Source organism: Xanthomonas sp. NCPPB 3582 (assembly GCF_041475735.2).
Taxonomy (GTDB): Bacteria; Pseudomonadota; Gammaproteobacteria; order Xanthomonadales; family Xanthomonadaceae; genus Xanthomonas; species Xanthomonas codiaei.
Genome location: NZ_CM192968.1, coordinates 1,086,216 through 1,108,813 on the forward strand (window position 1 = coordinate 1,086,216; position 22,598 = coordinate 1,108,813).

The window sequence follows — 22,598 nt, forward strand, 5'->3', positions numbered from 1 at the left end:
CGGACCGCCCGTCTACAATGGGCGATGAGCCACGATCCCGCCGGCAACCTGCCGCTGAAGTCCGATACCTTCGGGCGCATCCTGCTGATCCGCGACGCCGGCCGCGTGTTCGTGCGGCGCGACCTGAGCGTGGCGCCGTGGCTGCTGCGTGGTGTGGCATGGTGGCTGGCGCGGCGCGAAGCGCTGGCACTGCGCCAGCTGGATGGCCTGCCGCACACGCCACGCCTGCTGCACTGGGACGGGCGTCATCTGGACCGCAGTTACCTGGCCGGCGATGCGATGTACCAGCGCCCGCCGCGCGGCGACCTGGCGTATTTCCGGCAGGCGCGCCGGCTGTTGCAGCAGTTGCATCGGTGCGGCGTGGCGCACAACGATCTGGCCAAGGAAGCCAACTGGCTGGTACAGGACGATGGCAGCCCGGCGCTGATCGATTTCCAACTGGCGGTACGCGGCCATCCACGCGCGCGCTGGATGCGTCTGCTTGCACGCGAAGACCTGCGCCACCTGCTCAAGCACAAGCGCATGTATTGCCCGGCCGCGATCACCCCGGTGGAACGTCGCGTACTCAAGCGCCGCTCCTGGGTGCGCGAGCTGTGGTTCGCCACCGGCAAGCCGGTCTACCGTTTCGTGACCCGTCGGGTGCTGCATTGGGAAGACAACGAGGGGCAGGGGCCGAAGCCCTGAACGGCTGGGATTGGGTGTTCGGGATTGGGGATTCGTAAAGGCCGATGGTGCAGGGCTGGTGGCTGGTCGGTTGAATCCAGCAGCTGCACATGACGCGTTCCGATTCGGCGCCGGTTACCGGCTGTAAGCTCTGACGAATCCCTAATCCCGATTCCCCAATCCCATGACCTTAAACGGCAAAACCCTCTTCATTACCGGTGCCTCGCGCGGGATCGGGCTGGCGATCGCGTTGCGGGCGGCGCGCGATGGGGCCAATGTGGCGATCGTGGCCAAGTCGGCGGTGCCCAATCCGAAATTGCCCGGCACCATCCATGGCGCCGCCGATGCGGTGCGTGCGGCGGGTGGACAGGCGCTGGCACTGCGCTGCGACATCCGCGACGAGGCGCAGGTGCATGCGGCGGTCCAGGCCACCGTGGAGGCGTTCGGCGGGATCGATATCCTGGTCAACAACGCCAGCGCGATCTGGTTGCGCGGCACGCTGGATACGCCGATGAAGCGCTTCGACCTGATGCAGCAGGTCAATGCGCGCGGCAGTTTCCTCTGCGCGCAGGCCTGCCTGCCGCATCTGCTGCGCGCGCCCAACCCGCACATCCTCAGCCTGGCGCCGCCACCGTCGTTGAATCCGGTGTGGTGGGGCGCGCATACCGGCTACACGCTGGCCAAGATGGGCATGAGCCTGGTGACGCTGGGGCTGGCGGCCGAATTCGGCCCGCAAGGCGTGGCGGTCAATGCGCTCTGGCCGCGCACGGTGATCGCCACCGATGCGATCAACATGCTGCCCGGCGTGGATGCGGCGGCCTGCCGTCGGCCGGAGATCGTGGCCGATGCGGCGCATGCGGTGTTGACCCGCGAGGCCGCTGGGTTCCATGGCCAGTTCCTGATCGACGAGCAGGTGCTGGCGCAGGCCGGCATCACCGATCTGCGCGGATATGCGGTGGATCCTTCGCGCGATTTGCTGCCGGATCTATTCCTGGACTGACGGTGGTGCGCGGTGCGTGCGCCTGCCGCGTCCGGACCTGGGCGGGGTGCGAGCCGTGTGCCGTCGAGGACTGGTTCCCACCCACCCGCCACGCGTCGCAGACCGACGTGGCGGCAGCCGTCGCGCGCGCATCCGTGCGCTGCGCGCGCCGGGCTGCACGGGCCTGGCTCATCCGTTTCCCATGGCCGGCAGCGGCTCGGCGCACTGCCGGCAATAGCGTGCGTCCGGCGCGTGGCCTTCCAGCCCGCAGCGCACGCAGTTGCGGATATCGCGCTTGCCGGCGTGGCCGCCTTCGCGCAGCGTACTGGCCAGCTCGGCGGTGTAGATGCCGGTGGGCACGGCGATGATGCTGTAGCCGATCAGGATCAGCGCCGAGGTGACGAAGCGGCCCAGCGTGGTCTGCGGCACCAGATCGCCGAAACCCACCGTGGCCATGGTGACGATGGCCCAGTACATGCTGGTCGGGATGCTGGTGAAGCCATGCTGCGGGCCTTCGATGACGTACATCGTGGCGCCGGCGATCACGGTGATGGTGAGCACGCTGAACAGGAATACCAGCACCTTGCGGCGACTGCGCCACAGCGCGTCCACCAGCTGCCCGCTTTCCTGGATGTAGCGGGTGAGCTTGAGGATGCGGAACAACCGCAGGATGCGCAGCACCCGCACCACCAGCAGGGTCTGCGCACCGGGCACGAAGAACGACAGATAGCTCGGCAGGATCGACAGCAGGTCGATCACGCCCCAGATACTGAGTGCGTAATGCAGCGGCCGCCGCACCACCGCCAGCCGCAACGCGTATTCCAGCGTGAACAGGATCGTGAAGGCCCACTCCAGCGGCACCAGCCAGTGCGCCGACTGCGCATGGATGCGCGGCACGCTGTCGATCATGATCACCACCACGCTGGCGAGGATGGCCGCCACCAGCATCAGGTCGAAATTGCGCGAGGGGCGGGTGTCGTGCCGGTAGATGATGTCGAACCAGTGCCGGCGCCAGCCGTGGTCGGTGGCAGGGGTGAGTTGCGGATCGGAAAGAGGGCGCATGCGGGCATTGTGCCGCAGGCGTGCGAATGCGCGAGAATGCCCGCTCCCCTTCCGCTTCCGCGACTGATCCTCATGAGCACCGCTGCCGATTCGCCCCTGTCCCTTGCGCACTACTACCTGCCGGTGTATCGCCCGCGCCAGGTGGTGCTGGAGCGCGGACAGGGCAGTCGCGTGTGGGACGATGCCGGGCGCGAGTATCTGGATCTGTCCTCGGGCATCGCCGTCAGCGGGCTGGGCCATAACGATCCGGACCTGGTGGCCGCGCTCACCGAGCAGGCCGGCAAGCTCTGGCACACCAGCAACATCTTCTACAGCGCGCCGCCGTTGAAGCTGGCCGAAGAACTGGTGGGCGCCTCGCGCTTTGCCGAAAAGGTGTTCCTGTGCAATTCCGGCACCGAGGCCAACGAGGCGGCGATCAAGCTGGTGCGCAAGTGGGCCAGCGACCAGGGCCGCCCGCCGGAGCGGCGCGTGATCGTCACCTTCCGTGGCAGTTTCCACGGCCGCACGCTGGCCTCGGTCACCGCTACCGCGCAGCCGAAGTACCAGGAAGGCTACGAGCCGCTGCCGGGCGGATTTCGCTACGTGGATTTCAACGACGTGTCGGCGCTGGAAGCGGCGATGGCGACAGGCGATGTGGCGGCGGTGATGGTCGAGCCGATCCAAGGCGAGGGCGGGGTGATGCCGGCCGCGCCGGGCTTCCTGGCCCGCGCACGCGCGCTGTGCGACCAGCACGATGCCTTGCTGGTGCTGGACGAGATCCAGTGCGGCATGGGCCGCACCGGCAGCCTGTTCGCGCATTGGCAGGAACAGGTGACGCCGGACATCGTGACCCTGGCCAAGGCCCTGGGTGGCGGTTTCCCGATCGGCGCGATGCTGGCCGGCCCCAAGGTGGCGCAGACCATGCAGTTCGGCGCGCACGGCACTACCTTCGGCGGCAATCCGCTGGCCGCTGCGGTGGCGCGGGTGGCATTGCGCAAGCTGGCCTCGCCGGAGATCGCGGCCAATGTGGAGCGTCAGTCGGCGGCGTTGCGCGCAGGGCTGGAGGCGCTGAACGCCGAGTTCGGCGTGTTTGCGCAGATCCGCGGGCGCGGCCTGATGCTGGGCGCGGTGCTGGCGCCGGCGCATGCCGGCCAGGCCGGCGCGATCCTCGACCTGGCGGCCAGGCATGGGCTGCTGGTGCTGCAGGCGGGGCCGGACGTGCTGCGCTTCGTGCCGGCACTGAATCTGACCGATGCCGAGCTGGCCGACGGGCTGCAGCGCCTGCGCCTGGCGATTGCCGAGTACGCGGCGCAGCGGTGATGGATACTTGCGCGATGCGAAGCGCTGAATGATCTGGCTTGTGTCTGGGTGAGCGGGTGCAGTTTGGCGCCAGTGATTGCGTGACGTGCCGATCGTCTGATTTTGATCGTGGCATCGTGCGCTTGAGGCTCGGCTCTTGCTGCTGAGGTTGTCGCTTCCCGCCGTACCCTCACCCCAACCCCTCTCCCGATGGGAGAGGGGCTAGTCGGTGCGTTTTGCTGAGCATGGTCTGGTCGAGGAGTTGCGCCCGATTTATCGCGGTTTCGTGCGCATGCGCGCAAAAACGCACGCTGGCGGATGGAATATCGATAAATGCATGCTTGGCCTGATTCACCACAACACACACGGCTAGCGTGTTGTTTGGCTGCGCATTCGCTTGCAGAGCGAGGCTAGCTACCGTTGGCCGCTCGGCAGAGCGTTGACCTTTCAAGAACGCCGGCGAACGCTGCTCCGATTCCCGATTCCCGATTCCCGATTCCCGATTCCCGATTCCCAAATCCCAAATCCCAAATCCCAAATCCCAAATCCCAAATCCCAATTCCCCCCTCATCCCAACCCATACCGCTTCACCACCCGCCGCAATGCGCGCGCATCGCGCACCGTGTCGGCGTGCAGCCCCGCAGCACGGGCGCCGCGGACGTTGACGAACAGGTCATCGACGAACAGGGTGCCGGCTGCGGTCGCCCCAAGGGCGTCGAGCGCACGCTGATACACCCGCAGCTCCGGCTTGCGCCCGCCCAGTGCACCGCTGCACAACACGCGTCCCTGCAGCAGCGGAAACAGCGACGGCACGATCTGCGCAATCGCCTCAGCCATCAATGGGCCGTTATTGGTCAGCACGGCCACCGCGGTTGTCGCCGATACCGCCAGCACCTGCGCCGCCACCGCAGGGTCTGCACGGCATGCGGCCACGCGTGCAGCGATCCAGGTGGCCTGATCAATCGGATGCCCCAGACCGTCGCCGAGTTGGCTCAGGTACGCCGGCGTGTCGATCGCGCCGGTATCGTAGGCGCGCTCCAGGCCCTGGTCGAACAGTACCTGCTGCACGCGCTGCGGCGTGCAGGCGGCGGCCGTTGCCAGGGCCGCCAGACGGCGTGGCCGCGAATAGCTGGCGAGCACGCCATCGAAGTCGAGCAATAGCAGGGAAACCGGTGGAGTTGGCATGCGCAGGCTCAGGACATAGCGCTGCAGCGTTGTCGATTCGCACTTGCATGGCAAGCGTGCGAGCGCTGCCATGCCCAAAGCGCTGCGCGCGGGTAGGCGCGTTGCGCACGAACGGTTCGCGGCCATGCGGCGCAGCGCCAACGCCTGTGTCGCCAATGCCTTGCCACGGAAATCCGCGCCCGCCAAGCACACGGATGCTGCGTATTCATACGGTTCAATTCGGTAGCAGCCTACCCACCTGCGCAGAGCCTACCCTCCGCACCGCCTCTGCTTCGGAACCGTGCTGGGTATGGTCGATACGTGCCGCATCCGCGGTGTCAGCCGGTCTTGGGGAGCGGGTCCGGTCACTCAGCACGCACCACACTCCGAGGGCCGATTGCATGCCTAAGCGCTTGAATACCGATCAATTGGCGGCCGCACTGGCCGCAGTTCTCACCGCCGCCACGCGCCGCCACACGCTCGCCTCGATGACCCTGCTGGTGGCTGGCGCGCCAGGCCTGCCCGCGTTCGCCCAGGAGGCACGCACCCTGGATGCGGTCAGCGTGGTGGGCACCGGGTCCACCCGTACTACCGCCTCCATTTCAATGGACGAGATCCAGGCGCAGGTGCCTGGCGTGGCGCCGCAACAACTGCTGGCCAGCCTGCCCGGCGTGAATGTGCAGACCACCGATCCGTTCGGGCTGTACGAGTTCGGCGATTCGATGACCATTCGCGGGTTTTCCGCCAACCAGATCGGCGTGACCCTGGACGGCATTCCGATCGAGACGTTCGACACCCGCGAAGGTGGGCCGATCACCCGCTATGTCTCCAGCGAAAACCTGCTCGATGTGACGGTGTCCGCCGGCTCGGGCGATGTCACCCAGCCCTCCTATCACGCACTGGGCGGTGCGATCCGCTACACCAGTCTTCCGCCCAAGGGTGGCGATACCTGGAGCGGCAATCTCACCCAGACCATCGGCTCGGACGATCTGGTGCGCAGTTTTGTCCGTCTGGATACGCCGCAGTGGTGGGCGGGCGGGCCGAGTGCGTACCTCTCCGCATCGCGCACCCAGGGCGGGGTGTGGGACATGGAACCGGCTACGCAAAAGAGCGATCACTTCGAAGCCAAGGTGCGTCAGGCCTGGGACGCGGGCAGCCTGACCCTGGGCTGGATCTACAACAACCGCAAGGACTACGACGTGCAGTCGTACAACTCCGACGGCTCGGTATCGTGGGATCTGCACGAACGCATCACCGGCAACCCGGAAGTGGATGCCGAGCATTACAGCGAATGGCAAAACGGCCGCCGCGATTCGCTGCTCAGCCTGCATGGCGATTTCATGTTCAATGACGCCATCGGCGTCACCTTCACCGGTTATTACGAAAACAAGCACGGTTACGGCGTCGGCGGCACGCCGCCGAGTACCGCCACCGGGTTGTACAACGATGCGGTTGCCGGCACCCCCGGGCGCACCGATATCGCCATCAACGACCCACAGAGCGTCGATGCCAATGGCAACGTCACCCAAGTTGGTGCGATGACGCGGCGCGAAGAAATCATGGGCGGCGATCGCTATGGCTTGACCACGGCCGTGGCATGGGAGACCGAACATAACAAGCTGGAAGTGGGCGCCTGGTACGAAAGCTACGACTTCGACCAGGTGCGCCCGCTGTACAACCTAGACCCGGCCACTGGCGCCTTGCTCAAGAACGCCCTGCCGATCGTGATCTATTACGACAACCACTTCTCCACCGAAGTGAAGCAGCTCTACATCAAGGACACGCTGCGCCTGCTGGACGATCGGCTCACCATGGAGTTCGGTGCCAAGGGGCTGGACGTCAAACGCGACTACAACGGCATCGCCAATCTGGACGACTTCAATGTCGGTGTGCGCCGCGATGTCGCCATCAAGAACAGCGATTGGTTTCAGCCGCAGGTCGGCGCCAGCTTCCAGCTCGCCGAGGGCGTGCAGGTATTCGCCAACTACGCGGAAAACTTCAGCTCCGCGCCGCGTCTGGCATTGACGTCCGGTGCCTTCGATCCGGACATCGCGCCGGAAGAATCCACCAACATCGATATCGGCATCCGCGCCGAATCCAGCCAGTGGAGCGGCTACATCGCCGCCTACAAGATCGATTATGAAAATCGCATCATCGCGCTGACCGACCCGGACCCGCTGGTGGTTGCGCCTACCGTCTACGCCAACGTCGGCGACGTGCAGACCTACGGCGCGGAAGTCTCCGGCATGTGGAAGCCGGCGCCGGGCTGGCGGCTGGGTGCGTCGCTGACCTGGAATCAATCCGAATTCCAGGACAATTACTTCGGCCCGGTCAGCGGCAACCTGGTGCAGGTGAAGGGCAACGACGTGCCGGATGCGCCGAAGGTGATGTTCAGCGTCAACGGCGGCTGGGAAGGCGAGCACTTCTTCGCCAACCTCGACACCAAGTACACCGGCAAGCGTTACGGCGACACGCTCAATACCGACCAGGTGGATGCCACCTTCATCGTCAACGGCAGCGTCGGCTATCAAGGCAGCGATGCCGGCTTTCTTGCCGGTGGGCGGCTGCAATTGTCGGTCTACAACCTGTTCGACAAGGACGATGCGATCGGTGCGGTGTTTCCCAACGAGAGTTCCGGCTCCTACCAGCTGATCGCACCGCGCCAGCTGTTCGCCAGTCTTTCCTACCGCTTCTGATGGCTCCGCTGCGCGCGGTGTTGCCGATGACCACAGGCGGGATGCGCCGTCGCGCCGCGCGCGGCCAGGGCGTTGAGTTGGCTTCTGTTCCACTATCTGCAGGGGACGTGCGTTGATGCAAGGCAATCACACTGGGGCGATGACGCGGCGGCAATTGCTGGCGCGCATCGGCATGACCGCTGGCGGGGCCATGATGTATCAGGCGATGAGCAGCCTGGGCATGGCCGCCGAGTCCAGCTTCACCGGGCCGCTGCAACTGGATGGCGATGCGAAGGGCGCCTCGGTGCTGGTGCTGGGCGCCGGCCTTGCAGGCATGACGGCCGCCTTCGAATTGCGCAAGGCGGGGTATCGCGTGCAGCTACTGGAATACAACGCGCGCCCCGGCGGGCGCAACTGGACCTTGCGCGGCGGCGATCGCTACACCGAACTCGGTGGCGCTGCCCAGCAGTGCCAGTTCGACAAGGGCCATTACCTCAATCCCGGGCCATGGCGGATTCCCCATCATCACCGGGCAGTGTTGAGCTACTGCAAGCAGTTCGGTGTGGCGCTGGAAGCCTTCAACCAGGTGAACTACAACGCCTTGCTGCACAGCCAGCACGGGTTCGGCGGCAAGCCGCAGCGCTTTCGCGCCATCGATGCCGACTACAAGGGGCATGTGTCCGAGCTGCTGGCCAAGTGCACGCAACAGCACGCGCTGGACACGCTGGTCAGCAACGAGGACCAGCAGATCCTGCTCGAATCGCTGCGTACCTGGGGGGCGCTGGATCAGAAGTTCGGCTACGTCAAGGGCAAGGACAGCAGCGAGCGGCGCGGTTTTGCGCGCTATCCCGGCGGTGGGTTGTCGGGCATGCCGGAATTCTCCCAGCCCTTCAGCGTGCAGGACGTATTGCGCTCGCGGCTGTGGACCACGCTGGCGGCCGGCAACAACTACGAGATGCAGACCACCATGTTTCAGCCAGTCGGTGGCATGGACCAGATCGGCAAGGCGTTTGCGCGCCAGCTCGGCGATGCCATTACCTACAACGCCAAGGTCACCAGGATCGACCAGGATGGCAACGGCGTGCGGGTGTCCTGGCAGGACGCGGTACGCGGTGGCGAAGAGCGCATCGCCAGTGCGGACTGGTGCATCTGCACGATTCCGCTGTCGGTGCTGAGCCGCATTCCGGTCACCGCCAGCGATGCGATGACCACCGCCATCGGCAAGGTGCCGTATGCGGCATCGGTGAAGGTGGGGCTGCAGTTCAAGCGCCGCTTCTGGGAGGAGGACGAGGCGATCTACGGCGGCATCAGCTACACCGATCTGCCGATCACCTTGATCAGCTATCCCAGCACCGGCTATCACAGCCCGGGCAAGGGCGTGCTGCTCGGCGCCTATGTGTGGGGGCTGGATGCCTACCAGTTCACTTCGATGAGCCCGCGGGAGCGCGTGCGCAAGGCGGTCGACTACGGCACGCAACTGCATCCACAGTATCCGCGCGAATTCGAAACCGGTATTGCGGTCGGCTGGCATCGGGTGCCGTTCACCCATGGCTGTTTCGGCATGTGGACCGAGCAGGCCCGCGCCGAGCATTACGCACCGCTGTGCCAGATCGATGGCCGTCTGGCACTGGCCGGCGAGCATGTGTCCTACATCCCGGCCTGGCAGGAGGGCGCGATCCTGTCCGCGCACGATGTCGTGGGCCGGCTGCATCGCACCGTTATCGCCGCAGGAGGCCGTGCATGAGTCTGTTGCCCCGCACACTGGTTGTCGCTGTCGCGCTCGTCATCGGCGCTCTGCTGCTGCCGCCCGGCATGCGCAGCGCACGCGCGCAGAGTTCCGATGCCACGGCGCTGTACCCACAGCAGGGCTTCGCCACCGCGTCCGGCGAGCACGTCTATCGCGCGGTGTGCCAGGGCTGTCACATGCCGGCCGGTACCGGTGCGCAAGGGGCGGGCGAGTACCCGGCGCTGGCAGGTAATCCCAAGCTGGCGGCTGCACCCTACGTCACCATGATGGTGCTCGACGGCCATGCCGGCATGCCGGGATTTGGCGACATGCTCACGGACCGCCAGGTGGCCGAAGTGGTGAGCTATGTGCGCACCCATTTCGGCAACGACCATGCCGAGCGCGTTACTGTCGACGACGTCAAGCTGCTGCGCCAATGACCTTTCCCTGCCAAGGAGTTGCCATGTCCCGTTCCATGTTGTTTGCCGTCACCGCTGCCGCAGTGTGGTGCGCAAGCCTGACCGCCGCGCACGCTGCCGATGTCATCCGCCACAAGATTCCCAATAGCGATTTTCCGATTGCCGCCGCGGTGGAGATTCCTGCCGGCAAGGCCACTGTGTACGTCAGTGGTAAGGTGCCGGCGGTGGTGGATGCGAGCGCACCGAAAGAGTCACCTGCCGCCTATGGCGATACCAAGGCGCAGACGGTCAGCGTGTTGAAGCAGATCCAGGACCAGCTGAAATCGCTCGGACTGGGCATGGGCGATGTGGTGAAGATGCAGGTGTTCCTGGTGGGCGATCCGGCGATGGGCGGCAAGATGGATTTCAACGGGTTCATGGAAGGCTACCGGCAGTTCTTCGGTACCAAGGAACAGCCCAACCTGCCGGCGCGCTCGGCGTTCCAGATCGCTGCATTGGGCAACCCGCTGTATCGGGTGGAGATCGAAGTGGTGGCCGTGCGTCCCTGAGTGGGTGTCGTTGCCTTGCCGGAGAAGCTCAAGAAAGTCGCCGCTTCGCATCGTCATGCAGACGCATGGCGGTGACGCGTTGCGCCAGGCGCTGCCCACCCACCGTGGCAGCGGCCGGTGTACGGTTCTGTTGATCCCGACAAGCGGTTACCCTGGAAGCGCCGACGCACTGCGCGCGGCGACGGTTGCGTTGGACGCATCGTGCATTTCTGATTGTAGGAGTCATGCCTTGAAACTGTTTTCCACGATCGCCGTGCTCGGCGCGATGGTGCTCGCGCCTTCGGCCTGGGCCAAGACCTGCGCGGTGACCATCACCGGCAACGACCAGATGAAGTTCGACCAGAGCGCCATCGCCATCGCGCCGGACTGCACGCAGGTGGAGCTGACGCTCAAGCATTCCGGCAAGATGGCCGCCACCGTGATGGGGCACAACTGGGTGCTGACCAAGACCGCCGATTTCCAGCCGGTTGCCAACGCCGGCGTGCGATCGAGCATCGCGGACAGCTATCTGCCCAAGGCCGATGTGCGCGTGATCGCGCATACCAAGGTCATCGGCGGCGGCCAGAGCACCACGGTCAGTTTTGCCACCAGCAAATTGACCAAGGGCGGCGCGTATACGTTCTTCTGCTCGTTCCCCGGGCACTGGGCGATGATGAAGGGCACGCTGCGCTTCGGCTGATCTGGTCGCGGGGGCAGCGTGCATCTGTGGCGTGCGGAGTGCCGGTGCATTGACGTGAGCGTTGCCTGCAGCGATCACGCGCTGCAAACGCAGGCGCTGCCGTCCGTGAAAGACGCAGGTCGGGCGAGCGCCGCCAGGTGCCCCGCCACTTAGCGCGGCGCGTCCTCTGCTTGCTGCGGATCCTGGCCACGCAACACGCCCCGTTGCTGCGCCTGCGCCAGCGCGCCCTCGCGGCTGCGTGCGTCGAGCTTGCGATACAGGTTCTTGAGGTGGAACTTGACGGTGTTTTCCGACAGGTGCAGGTGGCGGGCGATCTGCTTGTTGGAGTAGCCGCGTGCCAGCTGCGCCAGCACTTCCAGTTCGCGCTCGCTGAACATGTCGCTGGCCGGGTCTTCGTCGCCGCTGAGCCGTTCGAGCAAGGCCTGGATGGTCAATGCACGCGTGGTGCCGGCAACGGTGTGCGGGTCGTGCTGACGTAGCGAACGCAGCATTGCCTTGGCCGGCAGGCCAAGTTCGACGATGGCCTGCCAGCTCTGGGTCAGCGCCACGTGCTCCAGTGCGCTGTACAGCGGCGGCAGTGCCTCGCGCAGTTCGCCGCGCTGCTGCAGCACCAGTGCGATGCGTGCACGGGTGCGCGCGAGATGGCAGGCATTGTCGCTGCCGATGCAGGCCTGTTCGATCTGGCCAAGAATGCTCAGCGCCGCATTGCTGCGCCCGGCCAGCCGATGCCAGCGTGCCAGCGCAAAACCCATCGCGGCACGGTCACGCCAGCGGTGCGCGGCGCGCAGCGTGTGGGCCAGGCCGGATTCGCCGCCGGTGCGGGCGATCAGCAGGTCGATGGCCGTGTTGCCCGGGTGCTCCAGCAGCGCCATCAATCGCCACGCGGCGGCCAGTTCGGACAGCCGCGCCAGCTTGCGCCCGTGGGCGATCTGTTCGATGTGTTCGAGCAACGCCAGGGCACTGCGTCCACTGCGATCGCGCAGGCGTTCCAGGCCCAGCGCGGTGTCGTAGGCGGCTGCCAGCACATCGGCGCTGCCATCGTGTTGTTCGAGCAGTTCCAGCGCCGGATGCAGCAGGTCGGCCGCATCGTCGTGGTGCCCGCGCTCGTAGTGCAGCTGCGCGAGCAGGCAATGCGCTGTGGCTTGCAATACACGATCCGGCTGCGGTGAGCGCGCGCTGCACTGCAGGGCCTGCTGGTAGCAGGCGTCGGCCTCGCCGAGCTGGCCGCGGTAGAACAGGCTCTGTCCCAGCGACAGCAGCGCCTGGCTGGCGCCAAGATCGCTGCCGCCGCGGCGCATCGCATCGCGTGCGGCCAGCGCATGCCGCTCGGCCACTGCAAACGCGCCCTGTGCAAGCGCGGTATTGGCGCAGATGCACAGCAGCATGCCGCGGCCCAGGTGGTCGTCGTCGTCCAGTGCGTCGGCCTGCGCGGCGATCTGGGTCAGGCCGTGCGGATTGCCGCAGATTTCATCCAGGCGGTCGCGCAGCAGCGCCACCACCACGGTGTAGTCGCGTTGCTGAGGCTCGCGCAGTGCGGCCGGGAAATCACGGAAGCGCTCCAGCAGCAGGCGCGCGTGGCTGAATTCGCCGAGCTTGAGGTGCAGGTGCGCCTGGGTGAGGTTGAGTGCCGGCGTATCGCGGATGGTGCGGTGGTCGAAGTGGCGCAACAACCCACGCACCGCGTGCGTGCCCTGCGTCAGCAGCAATTGCCAGGTGCCGGCACGCGCGATGTAGCTGGCGGCCAGACCACCGCACTCGCCGCGCGCGGCATGCCGTACCGCGTCGGCCAGATGCTGGTGCTCGCCGAACCAGCGCGCCGCACGTTGATGCAGGTTCATGGCCTGGCCGGGATGCTCGCGGTCGAGCAATTGCTGCAGGAAGTCGGCAAACAGCGGGTGATAGCGGAACCATTCGCGTTCGCCATCCAGCGGCACCAGCAGGCCATGGAAGTGTTCCAGGCGCGCCAGCAGCCGACCGCTGTCCTCGCGCTGGCGCAGTGCATCGGCGAGTGACGCATTGACCCGCTCCAGGTGGCTGGTGCGCAGCAACAGGTCGCGCGTGTCCGCATCCAGATCGTTGACGACCTGTTCGGCCAGGTAGGCGGCGATCTGCGCGCTGCGGCCGGAGAAACGCGCTGTCACTTCCTGCTGGCGTTGCGCATCGCCTTCCAGCCAGAGGCGGGCCAGATGCAAGGCCACCGGCCAGCCCTCGGTGTAGTGCAGCAAGGCGTCCAGTACCGGCGCAGGGATCTGCGGCCCCAGCAACGCGCGCGCCTCGTCGGCGTCCAGTGCCAGTTGCGCGCTGCCAAGGCGGCTGAGTTGCGCCTGCAGGTCCAGCCGCGCCAGCGGTAGTGCGGGAATGCGGCGGGTGGCCAGCAACAGATGCAGGCGCCCGCCGCCGTGTTCGATCAATCGCAGTACCAGTTCATCGACCGCTGCGCTGCCGATGCGGTCGTAGTCGTCGAGAATCACGCTGATCGGGCGCGGTGCCTTGCGCAGTGCGCGGATCAACAGGCTGACGGCGGTGCGTGGCTCCTGGTCGCGGCTCTGCAACACGCTGGCGCACAGTGCGGCATCCGCGCCCGCGTGCTGCAGGGCCAGGGCAAGATGGCCGAGGAAGCGCCCGGCATCGGCGTCCTCCTCATCCAGCGACAGCCACGCCACGGCCATATGCTGGCTTGCCTGCAGCCGGGCATGCCATTGCGCCAGCACGGTGGTCTTGCCAAAGCCGGGCGGCGCCAACAGCAGGGTGAGCGGGCGTGCCTGCGCCCGCTCCAGTGCGGTGAGCAGTGCCTCGCGCAGCACCGCACCCGGGCGCGGCAACGGCGGCTCCAGCTTGCCGGCAAGCAGCCAGTCGGGAAGGGAATGGTCGCGCGACGGTGGCGGGCGCGGAGCGAGCAACGCAACAGGCTTGAGCATGAGGCGAGGGCGGCCGTGGCAGGCGTCGGCAGCGCGCCGGCTCGATGCGCTGCATGACAGGATGAAACAGCGGCGACGGCAAGCCTGTCGCTGCGAAGGCGACAACCGCGGATCGGCTGCTTCGAGGGTCCCCACCCATGCCCGTCCGTGGACACCTTTCAGAAAGGTATGACAGCCACCAGACAAAAGCAAAGGCATCTGGCCGCATGGTGCCGAGATCGCCGCGAGCGATGAGGCCGGTGGTGCGACGGGTCAGGCGATGCGCGGTGCGGCCGCCGTCGCTCGGCAGCGATGGATGAAGATCGGCAAGGGCGTTCATCGGTGCCGATGAACGCGCGCGGCGGCGACCCACGCGCCTGCCTGGCGAACTGTCACACCTGCTCGTCGAGCCAGGGCGGATGGCTGCCTGAGATCGCTCGCTACGTCGTGCTGGCCATCAGCAAGGCGCGCGGCTCAGCGCGCCACCTCGGCAAAGGCCTCGCGTGCGGCCGCCAGCGTGGCGTCGATCACCGCCGCATCGTGCGCGCTGGACATGAAGCCGGCCTCGTACGCAGACGGCGCCAGGTAGACCCCACGCTGCAGCATCGCGTGGAAGAAGCGGTTGAACGTAGTGATATCGCAGGCAGTGGCCTGGGCGTAGCTCTCCACGATTTCGTCGGTGAAGAACAATCCGAACATGCCGCCCACCTGGTTTGTGGTGACCGCAATGCCGGCCGCGCGCGCGGCGTCTTCCAGCCCTTCGCACAGCATGCCTGTGGCCTCGCTCAGGCGGGCGTGGAAGCCCGGTGCCTGCACCAGCTCCAGCATCGCCAGGCCTGCGGCCATGGCCACCGGGTTGCCCGACAAGGTGCCCGCCTGGTAGATCGGCCCGGCCGGGGCGATCTGCTCCATCAGCTCGCGCCGGCCACCGTAGGCGCCCACCGGCATGCCGCCGCCGATGATCTTGCCGAAGGTGGTCAGGTCCGGCGTCACCCCGTACAGCGCCTGCGCACCACCCAGGGCCACGCGGAAACCGGTCATCACCTCGTCGAAGATCAGCAGCGCGCCATGCCGCGTGCACAGCGTGCGCAGGTGCTGCAGGTAGCCGGCCAGCGGTGGAATGCAGTTGGCGTTGCCCACCACCGGTTCGATGATTACCGCCGCCACGTCGGCGCCGATCTCGTCGAACAGGGCGGTGGCGCCTTCGAAATCGTTGAAGCTGAGCGTGGCGGTCAGCTCGCTCAGGCCCGCCGGCACGCCCGGCGATGTGGGTACGCCCAGGGTCAGCATGCCGCTGCCGGCCTTGACCAGGAACGAGTCGCCGTGGCCGTGATAGCAGCCTTCGAACTTGATGATGCGGTTACGCCCGGTCGCGCCGCGTGCCAGGCGCACCGCCGACAGCGTGGCCTCGGTGCCGGAGTTGACCATGCGCAGCATCTCGCAGGAGGGCACCAGCCGGGTGATGGTGTCGGCCATGGTGACCTCGGCTGCGCACGGCGCACCGAACGACAGCCCGTCACGGATGGCGCGTTCCACCGCCTCGCGTACCGCTGGGTGGTTGTGGCCGGCGATCATCGGGCCCCACGAACCCACGTAGTCGATGTAGCGGTTGTCGTCCACGTCGTACAGATACGGGCCATCGGCGCGCGCCACGAAGAACGGCTGGCCCCCCACCGACTTGAACGCCCGGACCGGTGAATTGACACCGCCGGGCAGCAGGGTCTGCGCCTGGGCGAACAGGGCGTGGGAGCGGGTGTGGTTCATGCGCGCAGATCCTTGAGGAATACCGATGGGGGCACCGATGCCCGGTCGTGGGCATCGCGTGCGCCATTGTCAGGCCTGCAGCCTCGCGCGCCTACCCGGCAGAGGCTCGCCTACCCGTCGGAGCCGGCGGGTAGGGCAACCCGGCTGCCTATGATCGAACGCGACGGTCTCGACGGTTGGGCATGAGCTGATGGCACGCGGTCATTGGCGCCCTGCCGCCGATGTTCAGAAAGTGTGATTCCGGTGGCCGTTGGCCCCGTTCATTGGTCGCCTTGCGACAGTTCCAGACTTGGGGAGAAAGCATGAACCGTAGTATCCAGAAGCGTGCGCTGGCGTTGGCCCTGGTGGTGGCCATCGGCAGTGCACACGCGCAGTCGACCACCGGCAGCATCGTCGGCAGCGTGGGCCAGGGCAATGGCACCAGCGTGGTGGTGGAAAACAACAGTGGCCTCAGCCGCGAAGTGCCGGTGGATGCGCGCGGCCGTTACACCGCCGGCAACCTGCCGCTGGGCACCTACAAGGTGACCGTCAAGCGCGACGGCGCGGTGGTGGACACCCGCGAGAACGTGGCCATTACCGTCGGCGCCAACACCGACGTCTCGTTCGCCGCCAGCGCCGCGGGGAGCGGCGTGCAGACCCTGGACAGCGTCACCGTCAATGCCGCCAGCCTGGCCACCATCGACGTCAGCAGCGTCGATACCCGCACCGTGGTCACCGCCGAACAGCTGGCGCAGCTGCCGTTGGGCCGCACCGCCGAAGCGATCGCGCTGCTGGCGCCGGGCGTGGTGGTCAACAGCGGCGGCTTCGACAACGGCCCGCTCGGCGGCTCGCTGCCCAGCTTCGGCGGCTCGGCCGCCAGCGAAAACGCGTACTACCTCAACGGTTTCAACACCACCACCATCAGCAACAACCTGGGTGGCCTGACCCTGCCCTACGGCGCCATCGACCAGCAGGAAATCTTCACAGGCGGCTACGGCGCGCAGTTCGGCCGCTCCAATGGCGGTGTGATCAACCAGATCGGCAAGCGCGGCACCAACGAATGGAAGTTCGGCGCCGCCGTCATCTGGGAACCCAACGGCCTGCGAGCCGACCAGCGCGACATCTACTGGCGTCCGGACAGCCAGGCCAGCACCGTCAACAACGCCGCCTACCGCTACGCGCGCGCGGCCAATGGCCTGTACCAGCCGGCCAGCGAAGCCGAAGCCAACCAGACCACCTACAGCGCCTATGTCGGCGGTCCGATCATCCAGGACAAGCTGTTCTTCTTCCTGGCCGCCGAGCAGGTGGATTCGGACGGCGTGCGCGTGGGCACCAATCGCGACACCGACAACGGCCGCACCGGCGGCCTCACCGATTACGACTACAAGCAGAAGCGCTGGTACGCCAAGGTGGACTGGAACATCACCGACAACCACCTGATCGAGGTGACCGGTGCCAGCGACGAAGCCGAGACCAGCGGATCGATCTACCGCTACAACTACGTCGACCGCCAGCGCGGCAGCTATCTCACCGACGAATCCACCTGGAAAACCGGCCCGACCCTGTTCACCGGCAAGTACACCGGCTATATCGGCGACAACCTCACCGTGACTGCGTTGTACGGCAAGATGACCACGCCCGACGAGTTGACGCCGTTCAACTACGACGCCGCCAATGGTCCGGTGATCAACAGCGCCGCGCTGCAGAATCCGGCCTACACCGGTGGCACCCCACGCATCGGCAATCAACTGGTCACCTCGGTCAGTTCGCCCGACCGCGAATACAAGAAAGACAATCAGCGTCTGAATCTGGAATGGCGCATCGGCCATCACACGCTCAACTTCGGTATCGACAACCAGAAGTCCGAAGGCATCGACGTAGGGTCGGTGCTGTCCGGCCCCGGCTTTGCGTGGACCTATGGCCAGACCAACGATCCCAACGGCCTGGCCACCGGCGGGCTGGTCAGCCAGTCGGCCAACGAGGCTGGTGGCATCGGCGCCCCCAGCCCGGGGTTGGTGGATCCGGTCAACGGATCCAGCGGCTATTACGTGGTACGCAACATCAACACCAGCCTGTACTCGTACGAGGCAAAACAACGCGCCTACTACATCGAGGACAAATGGCAGGTCACCGACACCCTGCTGCTCAGCCTGGGCCTGCGCAAGGACGAATTCACCAACTACACCCCGTTCGGCGACCCCTACATCGAAGTGGACAATGCCTGGGCGCCGCGCCTGGGCTTCAGCTGGGACGTCAACGGCGATTCCAGCCTGAAGGTCTTCGGCAACCTCGGCCGTTATTACCTCGGCCTGCCGCTGTCGGCGGTGAGCCTGTTCACCCCGGCCACCACCACCGACACCTACTTCACCTATAGCGGCATCAATCCCGACGGCACGCCGGTCCTTGCGCAGCAACTGGGCTCGGCGGTCTCGGCCAACTCGCGCTTCGGCCGCATTGCCGATGTACGCACCGCGGTGGCCAAGGACATCGAAGGCGAGAATCAGGACGAACTCATCCTCGGCGTTACCAAGCAACTCGACAGCGGCTGGGTGCTGGGCGTGCGCGGCACGCACCGTCGCCTCAATGCCGGTATCGACGACCAGAACTACGACGTCTCCAATACCGCCTTGATCGACGCGGCGGCCGCGCAAGGCGTGACCATCGATTTTTCCAAGGTGGCCGGCGCATCGCTGATCAATCCGGGTCAGACCAATACCTGGGGCGTGATCGGCACCGATGGCCAGTTCCACGAAGTGTCGGTGAGCCGCGAGGCGGCGGGGTTCCCGAAGTTCAAGCGCAACTACTCGGCGGTGGAATTCAACCTGGAGCGCCCGTTCGACGGCCAGTGGTACGCCAAGGTCAACTACGTGTGGTCGCACAGCTACGGCACCACCGAAGGGCAGGTGCGCTCGGACCTGTGGCGCACCGGCGGCGCGCTGGGCAGCTACCAGGGCCAGGCCTCGGTATCGACCACGCAGAGCTGGGACCACCCGGCATTGATGGAACACTTCAACGGCGATCAATCCAACGACCACCGTCACCAGCTCAAGTTGTTCGGCTTCTACCAATTCAACCCGCAATGGGGCGCCTCGGCCAACTTCAGCCTGATCTCCGGCGCGCCGCATAACTGCTTGGGCAATTACTACGGCACCGAGTACAGCGGCCGCGATCCGGCCGGTTATGGCGGCAGTGCGATCACCGGTGGTCCGTACCACTACTGCTACAACCCGGAGACCGGCACCGGCGTGGCATCGCCTCCGGGCTCGCAGGGCCGCCTGGGCTGGATCGCCCAGCTCGACATGGGCGTGACCTACAAGCCGTCCTTCGCCGATGGCAAGCTGGCGCTGCGTTTCGACGTGTTCAACATCACCAACGAGCAGACCGCGACCAATATCTACCCGTTCTCACAGCTGCCCGACAACACCACCAATCCGCTGTGGAACCAGGTGGTGGCCTATCAGGCGCCGCGCTCTGGCCGGGTGACGTTGAGCTACGACTTCTAATCGGATCAAGCAACAAAGGCAGTCCCAGCAGCGACGCGTGAAAGCACGCGTCGCTGTTGTTGTTTTGGGAGATGGCTTGGCTGACGACGCGGTGTCTTCGTTCTTCAGTAAAACCACCAACCAACTGTCTGGCGTGGTGTCCTCACCGATTGCGGGACCGTGTGGCGGCATGGATGCCGCCATCGAGCCCCCATGGACGGGTTAATGGCGTGTCCCGCGAGCGGTGAGGGCGCCGCGCCCTCGACCGGACTTGAAGATCGCCAGGCGCTCGCGATACGCACATTTCAGGTGTTTCAACCTGATTGCTCGATACGGACAGATCAGGCGCAGAGCGGATCATCTGCGCCTTTGCTGCAGGGCCCTTGCCCACCCACCATCGCAGGACACGCTGCAAGTACGTCCATGTAAGCTCCGTGGCGGCATCCATGCCGCCAAGGGTCCCGCGACGGTGGGCGGGCAAGGACCAGTCGAGATGGTCGGTGGACACCTTTGTAAAAAAGCAACCAGCGACGCGGTGTCTTTAATGCTCTTCAACAAAACCACCAGCCAACTGTCTGGCGTGGTGTCCTCGCCGATTGCGGGACCGTGTGGCGGCATGGATGCCGCCACCGAGCCTACATGGACGTACTTGCGGCGTGTCCCGCGAGCGGTGAGGGCACCGCGCCCTCGACGCTGCGACCTTGCTGCACGGCCCTTGCCCGCCCGCGACGGTGAGCTGGCAAGAACCCGTCACGATGGTCGGTACACGTGGTGCAAGCAATCCATTCAATCTTGCGCGAGCGGCGTACGACGCAGCCAGCGTCAATCGTCTTCAACGCTTGCAGCACTACGACCCAAACCCGGCGCGATATGCCTGCACCGCGGCGACCGGATCCGGCGCCGCATAGACACCGCTGACCACGGCAATCAGATCGGCGCCGGCGGCGACGAGTTCGGGCACCTGTGCGGGCGCGATCCCGCCGATCGCCACCCGCGGCAGGCCCAGCTCGGCAGCCTGCTGCAATAGCGCAGGCGTCGCGCGCCGGGTGGTCTGCTTGGTGGTGGTCGGGAAGAACGCACCGAACGCGACATAGCTGGCACCCGCGGCGGCGGCGGCGCGCGCGCGCTCGATCTCGTCGTAGCACGACACCCCGATGATGGCCCGCTCCCCCAACAGCGCGCGTGCGGCTCCCACCTCGCCATCGTCTTCGCCCAGGTGCACGCCTTGCGCACCGACCTGCGCGGCCAGCTGCGTATCGTCGTTGATGATCAAGGGCACGCCGTGCGCCGCGCAGGCCTCGCGCAGGGCGCTGGCCTGGCGCAGCCGTAGCGCCGCATCGGCCTGCTTGTTGCGGTACTGCAGCCAGGTGATAGACGCCAACAACGGCGCGGTGCGCAACAGCAGGCGCTGGGTGTTGGGCTCGTCGGGGGTGATCAGGTACACGCCGCGGGCGTCGAGACGGTTGGGCATGGCAGCGCTTCCGAAAGCGGAGGGTGGAGTGGGACAATGCAGTCCCACCGTTACGTGACCGCGATTATCCGATGAGCGACACATCCACGACCACCTACCGCACCTGGATGTGCGTCGTCTGCGGGTTTCTCTACAACGAGGCCGACGGCATTCCCGAAGAAGGCATCGCCCCCGGCACCGCCTGGCAGGACGTGCCCGACACCTGGACCTGCCCGGACTGCGGCGTCACCAAAGACGACTTCGAGATGGTGGAGATCGACTGAGCTCCTGCCCGCCTGGATCGGATATCGATCACGGGCAGCAGAGCCACGCTGCGGCGGCCAAGCGGATCGCGATGCGGGCAGGCTCAGTGCGCGCGAGCGCGCTGACTATTCAACTCGACCAGGTGCTCGTGCAGATTGCCTGCGTCCTGCGCGCCTGGATTGAGCAGCAGGTAACGCGACAGATCGTGGCGTGCACCGGAACGGTGGCCCAGGTGCAGGTAGGCCATGCCGCGGTCGCGCAACGCCTCGGGTTGGTCCGGCACCAGCTTCAGGATGCGGTCGGCGCTGCGCGCGGCGCGGTCCCAGTGCTCGGCATCGGCGTAGACGCCATGCAGGTTGCGCAGGATGCGGATCAGGATCGCGCGGTGCGGGGCCGGGTCGAGGATCTGCGCCAGCGCGCGGTCGTCGGGAATCTCACCGCCCAGGTGCGGGCGGGCGCGCTCGCGCAACTCGTCCACGCCCAGCGGGCGACCGCCGTTGAACGGGTCCATCACCAGCACGCCGTCGTCCACCGGCAGGCGCACCAGGAAATGCCCGGGAAACGAGACCCCCGCCAGCGGGATGCCCAGGCGCCGGGCCACTTCGATCTGCACCATCGCCAGCGAGATCGGGTTGCCCAGCCGGCGCTCGAACACCTGATTGAGATAGCTGTTGCGCGGGTCGTAGTACTCGTCGTGATTACCGCAATAGCCCAGCTCATCGAACAGGTAGCGGTTGACCGCGGCCATCTTCAGCGGCCACAGGTCGATCGCATCCACCTCGCGGCGCAGGTGTTCGACGTGGCTCTGCACCAGAGTGTCATACAGCTCGGCATCCAGCTGTGGATACTCGTCGCGCGCAATCAGCAGCGCGGTGGACATCAACGGCACCGCATCGTCGTCCAGGCTGGCGAGCGCGGTCCAATGGGGAAGTGGGAGCATGTCGACCATGCTGCCAAGAGTGTCGGCAAGCGGCGCGGGGTTCAAGTCCGGTACTTCCTGACAGGAGACACCGCATCGCTGTGAATCACTTCAGCTTGGGAATATCCGGACTGAAAACAAGTTCGGTGCCATCCTGGAGGTCGAGCCTGGCGGCCTGGCCGGCATTGAGCTCCAGCACGTAGCGGGCCGGCGCCTTGCTGGGATAGGACGGGCAGGCATCGCCGGCCGAACACGGCGGCACATCGCGCTGCTGCGAGACCAGCCGGCGCTGGTCGTCGAAATACAGGATGTCCAGCGCGATCTTGGTGTTCTTCATCCAGTACGCCAGCGGTTCCTGGCGGTCGTGGATGAACAGCATGCCGCGGTCTTCGTCCATGGCGTCGCGGAACATCAGCCCCCGGATGCGATCGGCATCGTTCTGCGCCACCTCCACCTGATAGCGCGTGCCGGCCAGTTCCACCCACGCGCCGCGGCTGGCGCAGCCGGCGAGCAGGATCAGGCAGGCAAGGGCGAGGAAGCGGACAGGGCGCATGCGGCAGACCGACGAGGCGAGGGATGGCGCACCATCTGTCATGCGCCGGCGTGCGTCAAGCCGCCGGCATGCCAGCCCACCAGAGCCATGCGGGGCC

Annotated in this window: 17 protein-coding genes; 10 read left to right on the forward strand and 7 right to left on the reverse strand. The window is 66.2% G+C overall.

Translation table 11 applies throughout. The features are described from left to right. The first annotated feature begins 24 nt into the window (after window positions 1-24). Together ACCQ05_RS04630 and ACCQ05_RS04635 are read left to right on the forward strand one after the other, a co-directional pair. Window positions 25-684: a serine/threonine-protein kinase gene (locus tag ACCQ05_RS04630; RefSeq protein WP_228961382.1), complete on the forward strand. Its 660-nt coding sequence runs from the start codon at window positions 25-27 to the stop codon at window positions 682-684. Window positions 685-847: 163 nt separating this feature from the next. Beyond that, window positions 848-1,663, forward strand: a complete 816-nt coding sequence (locus ACCQ05_RS04635) for an SDR family oxidoreductase (RefSeq protein WP_372393059.1) — start codon at window positions 848-850, stop codon at window positions 1,661-1,663. A 168-nt stretch (window positions 1,664-1,831) separates the two neighbouring features. Here the strand turns inward: ACCQ05_RS04635 and ACCQ05_RS04640 are convergent, their stop codons facing one another. Continuing rightward, window positions 1,832-2,704: an ion transporter gene (locus tag ACCQ05_RS04640; RefSeq protein WP_104539949.1), complete on the reverse strand. Its 873-nt coding sequence runs from the start codon at window positions 2,702-2,704 to the stop codon at window positions 1,832-1,834. Window positions 2,705-2,776: 72 nt separating this feature from the next. Here ACCQ05_RS04640 and ACCQ05_RS04645 point away from each other — a divergent pair, with 72 nt between their 5' ends. Beyond that, window positions 2,777-4,003 (forward strand): acetylornithine transaminase, encoded by a 1,227-nt coding sequence (locus ACCQ05_RS04645; RefSeq protein WP_228961380.1) that lies wholly within the window; start codon window positions 2,777-2,779, stop codon window positions 4,001-4,003. 546 nt (window positions 4,004-4,549) lie between these two features. On the opposite strand, the gene ACCQ05_RS04650 is transcribed toward ACCQ05_RS04645, so the two are convergent. Next, entirely contained in the window at window positions 4,550-5,167 is a 618-nt protein-coding gene (locus ACCQ05_RS04650) for an HAD-IA family hydrolase (RefSeq protein WP_372393060.1), read from the reverse strand. A 392-nt stretch (window positions 5,168-5,559) separates the two neighbouring features. Between ACCQ05_RS04650 and ACCQ05_RS04655 the strand changes: the two genes are divergently transcribed. The 5 genes from ACCQ05_RS04655 (at window position 5,560) to azu (ending at window position 11,193) form a co-directional block, all read left to right on the forward strand. After that, window positions 5,560-7,842 (forward strand): TonB-dependent receptor, encoded by a 2,283-nt coding sequence (locus ACCQ05_RS04655; RefSeq protein WP_228961384.1) that lies wholly within the window; start codon window positions 5,560-5,562, stop codon window positions 7,840-7,842. A 115-nt stretch (window positions 7,843-7,957) separates the two neighbouring features. Next, window positions 7,958-9,565, forward strand: a complete 1,608-nt coding sequence (locus ACCQ05_RS04660) for a flavin monoamine oxidase family protein (protein ID WP_228961378.1) — start codon at window positions 7,958-7,960, stop codon at window positions 9,563-9,565. Continuing rightward, window positions 9,562-9,987 (forward strand): c-type cytochrome, encoded by a 426-nt coding sequence (locus ACCQ05_RS04665; RefSeq protein WP_372393061.1) that lies wholly within the window; start codon window positions 9,562-9,564, stop codon window positions 9,985-9,987. Before ACCQ05_RS04660 ends, ACCQ05_RS04665 begins: the two co-directional genes overlap by 4 nt. A 23-nt stretch (window positions 9,988-10,010) precedes the next feature. Beyond that, window positions 10,011-10,514 carry a RidA family protein gene (locus ACCQ05_RS04670; protein WP_228961376.1) on the forward strand — a complete coding sequence of 168 codons (504 nt, stop codon included), beginning with the start codon at window positions 10,011-10,013 and terminating at the stop codon, window positions 10,512-10,514. A gap of 229 nt (window positions 10,515-10,743) precedes the next feature. After that, the gene (gene azu / locus ACCQ05_RS04675; protein WP_228961375.1) at window positions 10,744-11,193 is read left to right on the forward strand and encodes an azurin; all 450 of its coding nucleotides are present in this window, start codon (window positions 10,744-10,746) and stop codon (window positions 11,191-11,193) included. Window positions 11,194-11,342: 149 nt separating this feature from the next. On the opposite strand, the gene ACCQ05_RS04680 is transcribed toward azu, so the two are convergent. After that, the gene (locus ACCQ05_RS04680; RefSeq protein WP_228961374.1) at window positions 11,343-14,111 is read right to left on the reverse strand and encodes a winged helix-turn-helix domain-containing protein; all 2,769 of its coding nucleotides are present in this window, start codon (window positions 14,109-14,111) and stop codon (window positions 11,343-11,345) included. A gap of 453 nt (window positions 14,112-14,564) precedes the next feature. Beyond that, the gene (gene hemL, locus ACCQ05_RS04685) at window positions 14,565-15,854 is read right to left on the reverse strand and encodes a glutamate-1-semialdehyde 2,1-aminomutase (protein WP_228961373.1); all 1,290 of its coding nucleotides are present in this window, start codon (window positions 15,852-15,854) and stop codon (window positions 14,565-14,567) included. A gap of 302 nt (window positions 15,855-16,156) precedes the next feature. On the opposite strand from hemL, the gene ACCQ05_RS04690 reads away from it, so the two are divergent. Next, window positions 16,157-19,336, forward strand: coding sequence for an outer membrane beta-barrel protein (locus tag ACCQ05_RS04690; protein WP_228961372.1), 3,180 nt, complete (start codon window positions 16,157-16,159; stop codon window positions 19,334-19,336). 826 nt (window positions 19,337-20,162) lie between these two features. On the opposite strand, the gene thiE is transcribed toward ACCQ05_RS04690, so the two are convergent. Continuing rightward, complete coding sequence (thiE, locus tag ACCQ05_RS04695; RefSeq protein WP_372393062.1) at window positions 20,163-20,786, reverse strand: thiamine phosphate synthase; 624 nt, start codon at window positions 20,784-20,786, stop codon at window positions 20,163-20,165. Between the two features lie 23 nt (window positions 20,787-20,809). Here thiE and ACCQ05_RS04700 point away from each other — a divergent pair, with 23 nt between their 5' ends. Continuing rightward, window positions 20,810-21,049: a rubredoxin gene (locus tag ACCQ05_RS04700; RefSeq protein WP_146091842.1), complete on the forward strand. Its 240-nt coding sequence runs from the start codon at window positions 20,810-20,812 to the stop codon at window positions 21,047-21,049. 83 nt (window positions 21,050-21,132) lie between these two features. Here the strand turns inward: ACCQ05_RS04700 and ACCQ05_RS04705 are convergent, their stop codons facing one another. Beyond that, entirely contained in the window at window positions 21,133-22,014 is an 882-nt protein-coding gene (locus ACCQ05_RS04705; protein ID WP_104539957.1) for a SirB1 family protein, read from the reverse strand. Window positions 22,015-22,054: 40 nt separating this feature from the next. Further along, entirely contained in the window at window positions 22,055-22,501 is a 447-nt protein-coding gene (locus ACCQ05_RS04710) for a DUF192 domain-containing protein (protein WP_228963183.1), read from the reverse strand. Window positions 22,502-22,598: the final 97 nt, after the last annotated feature.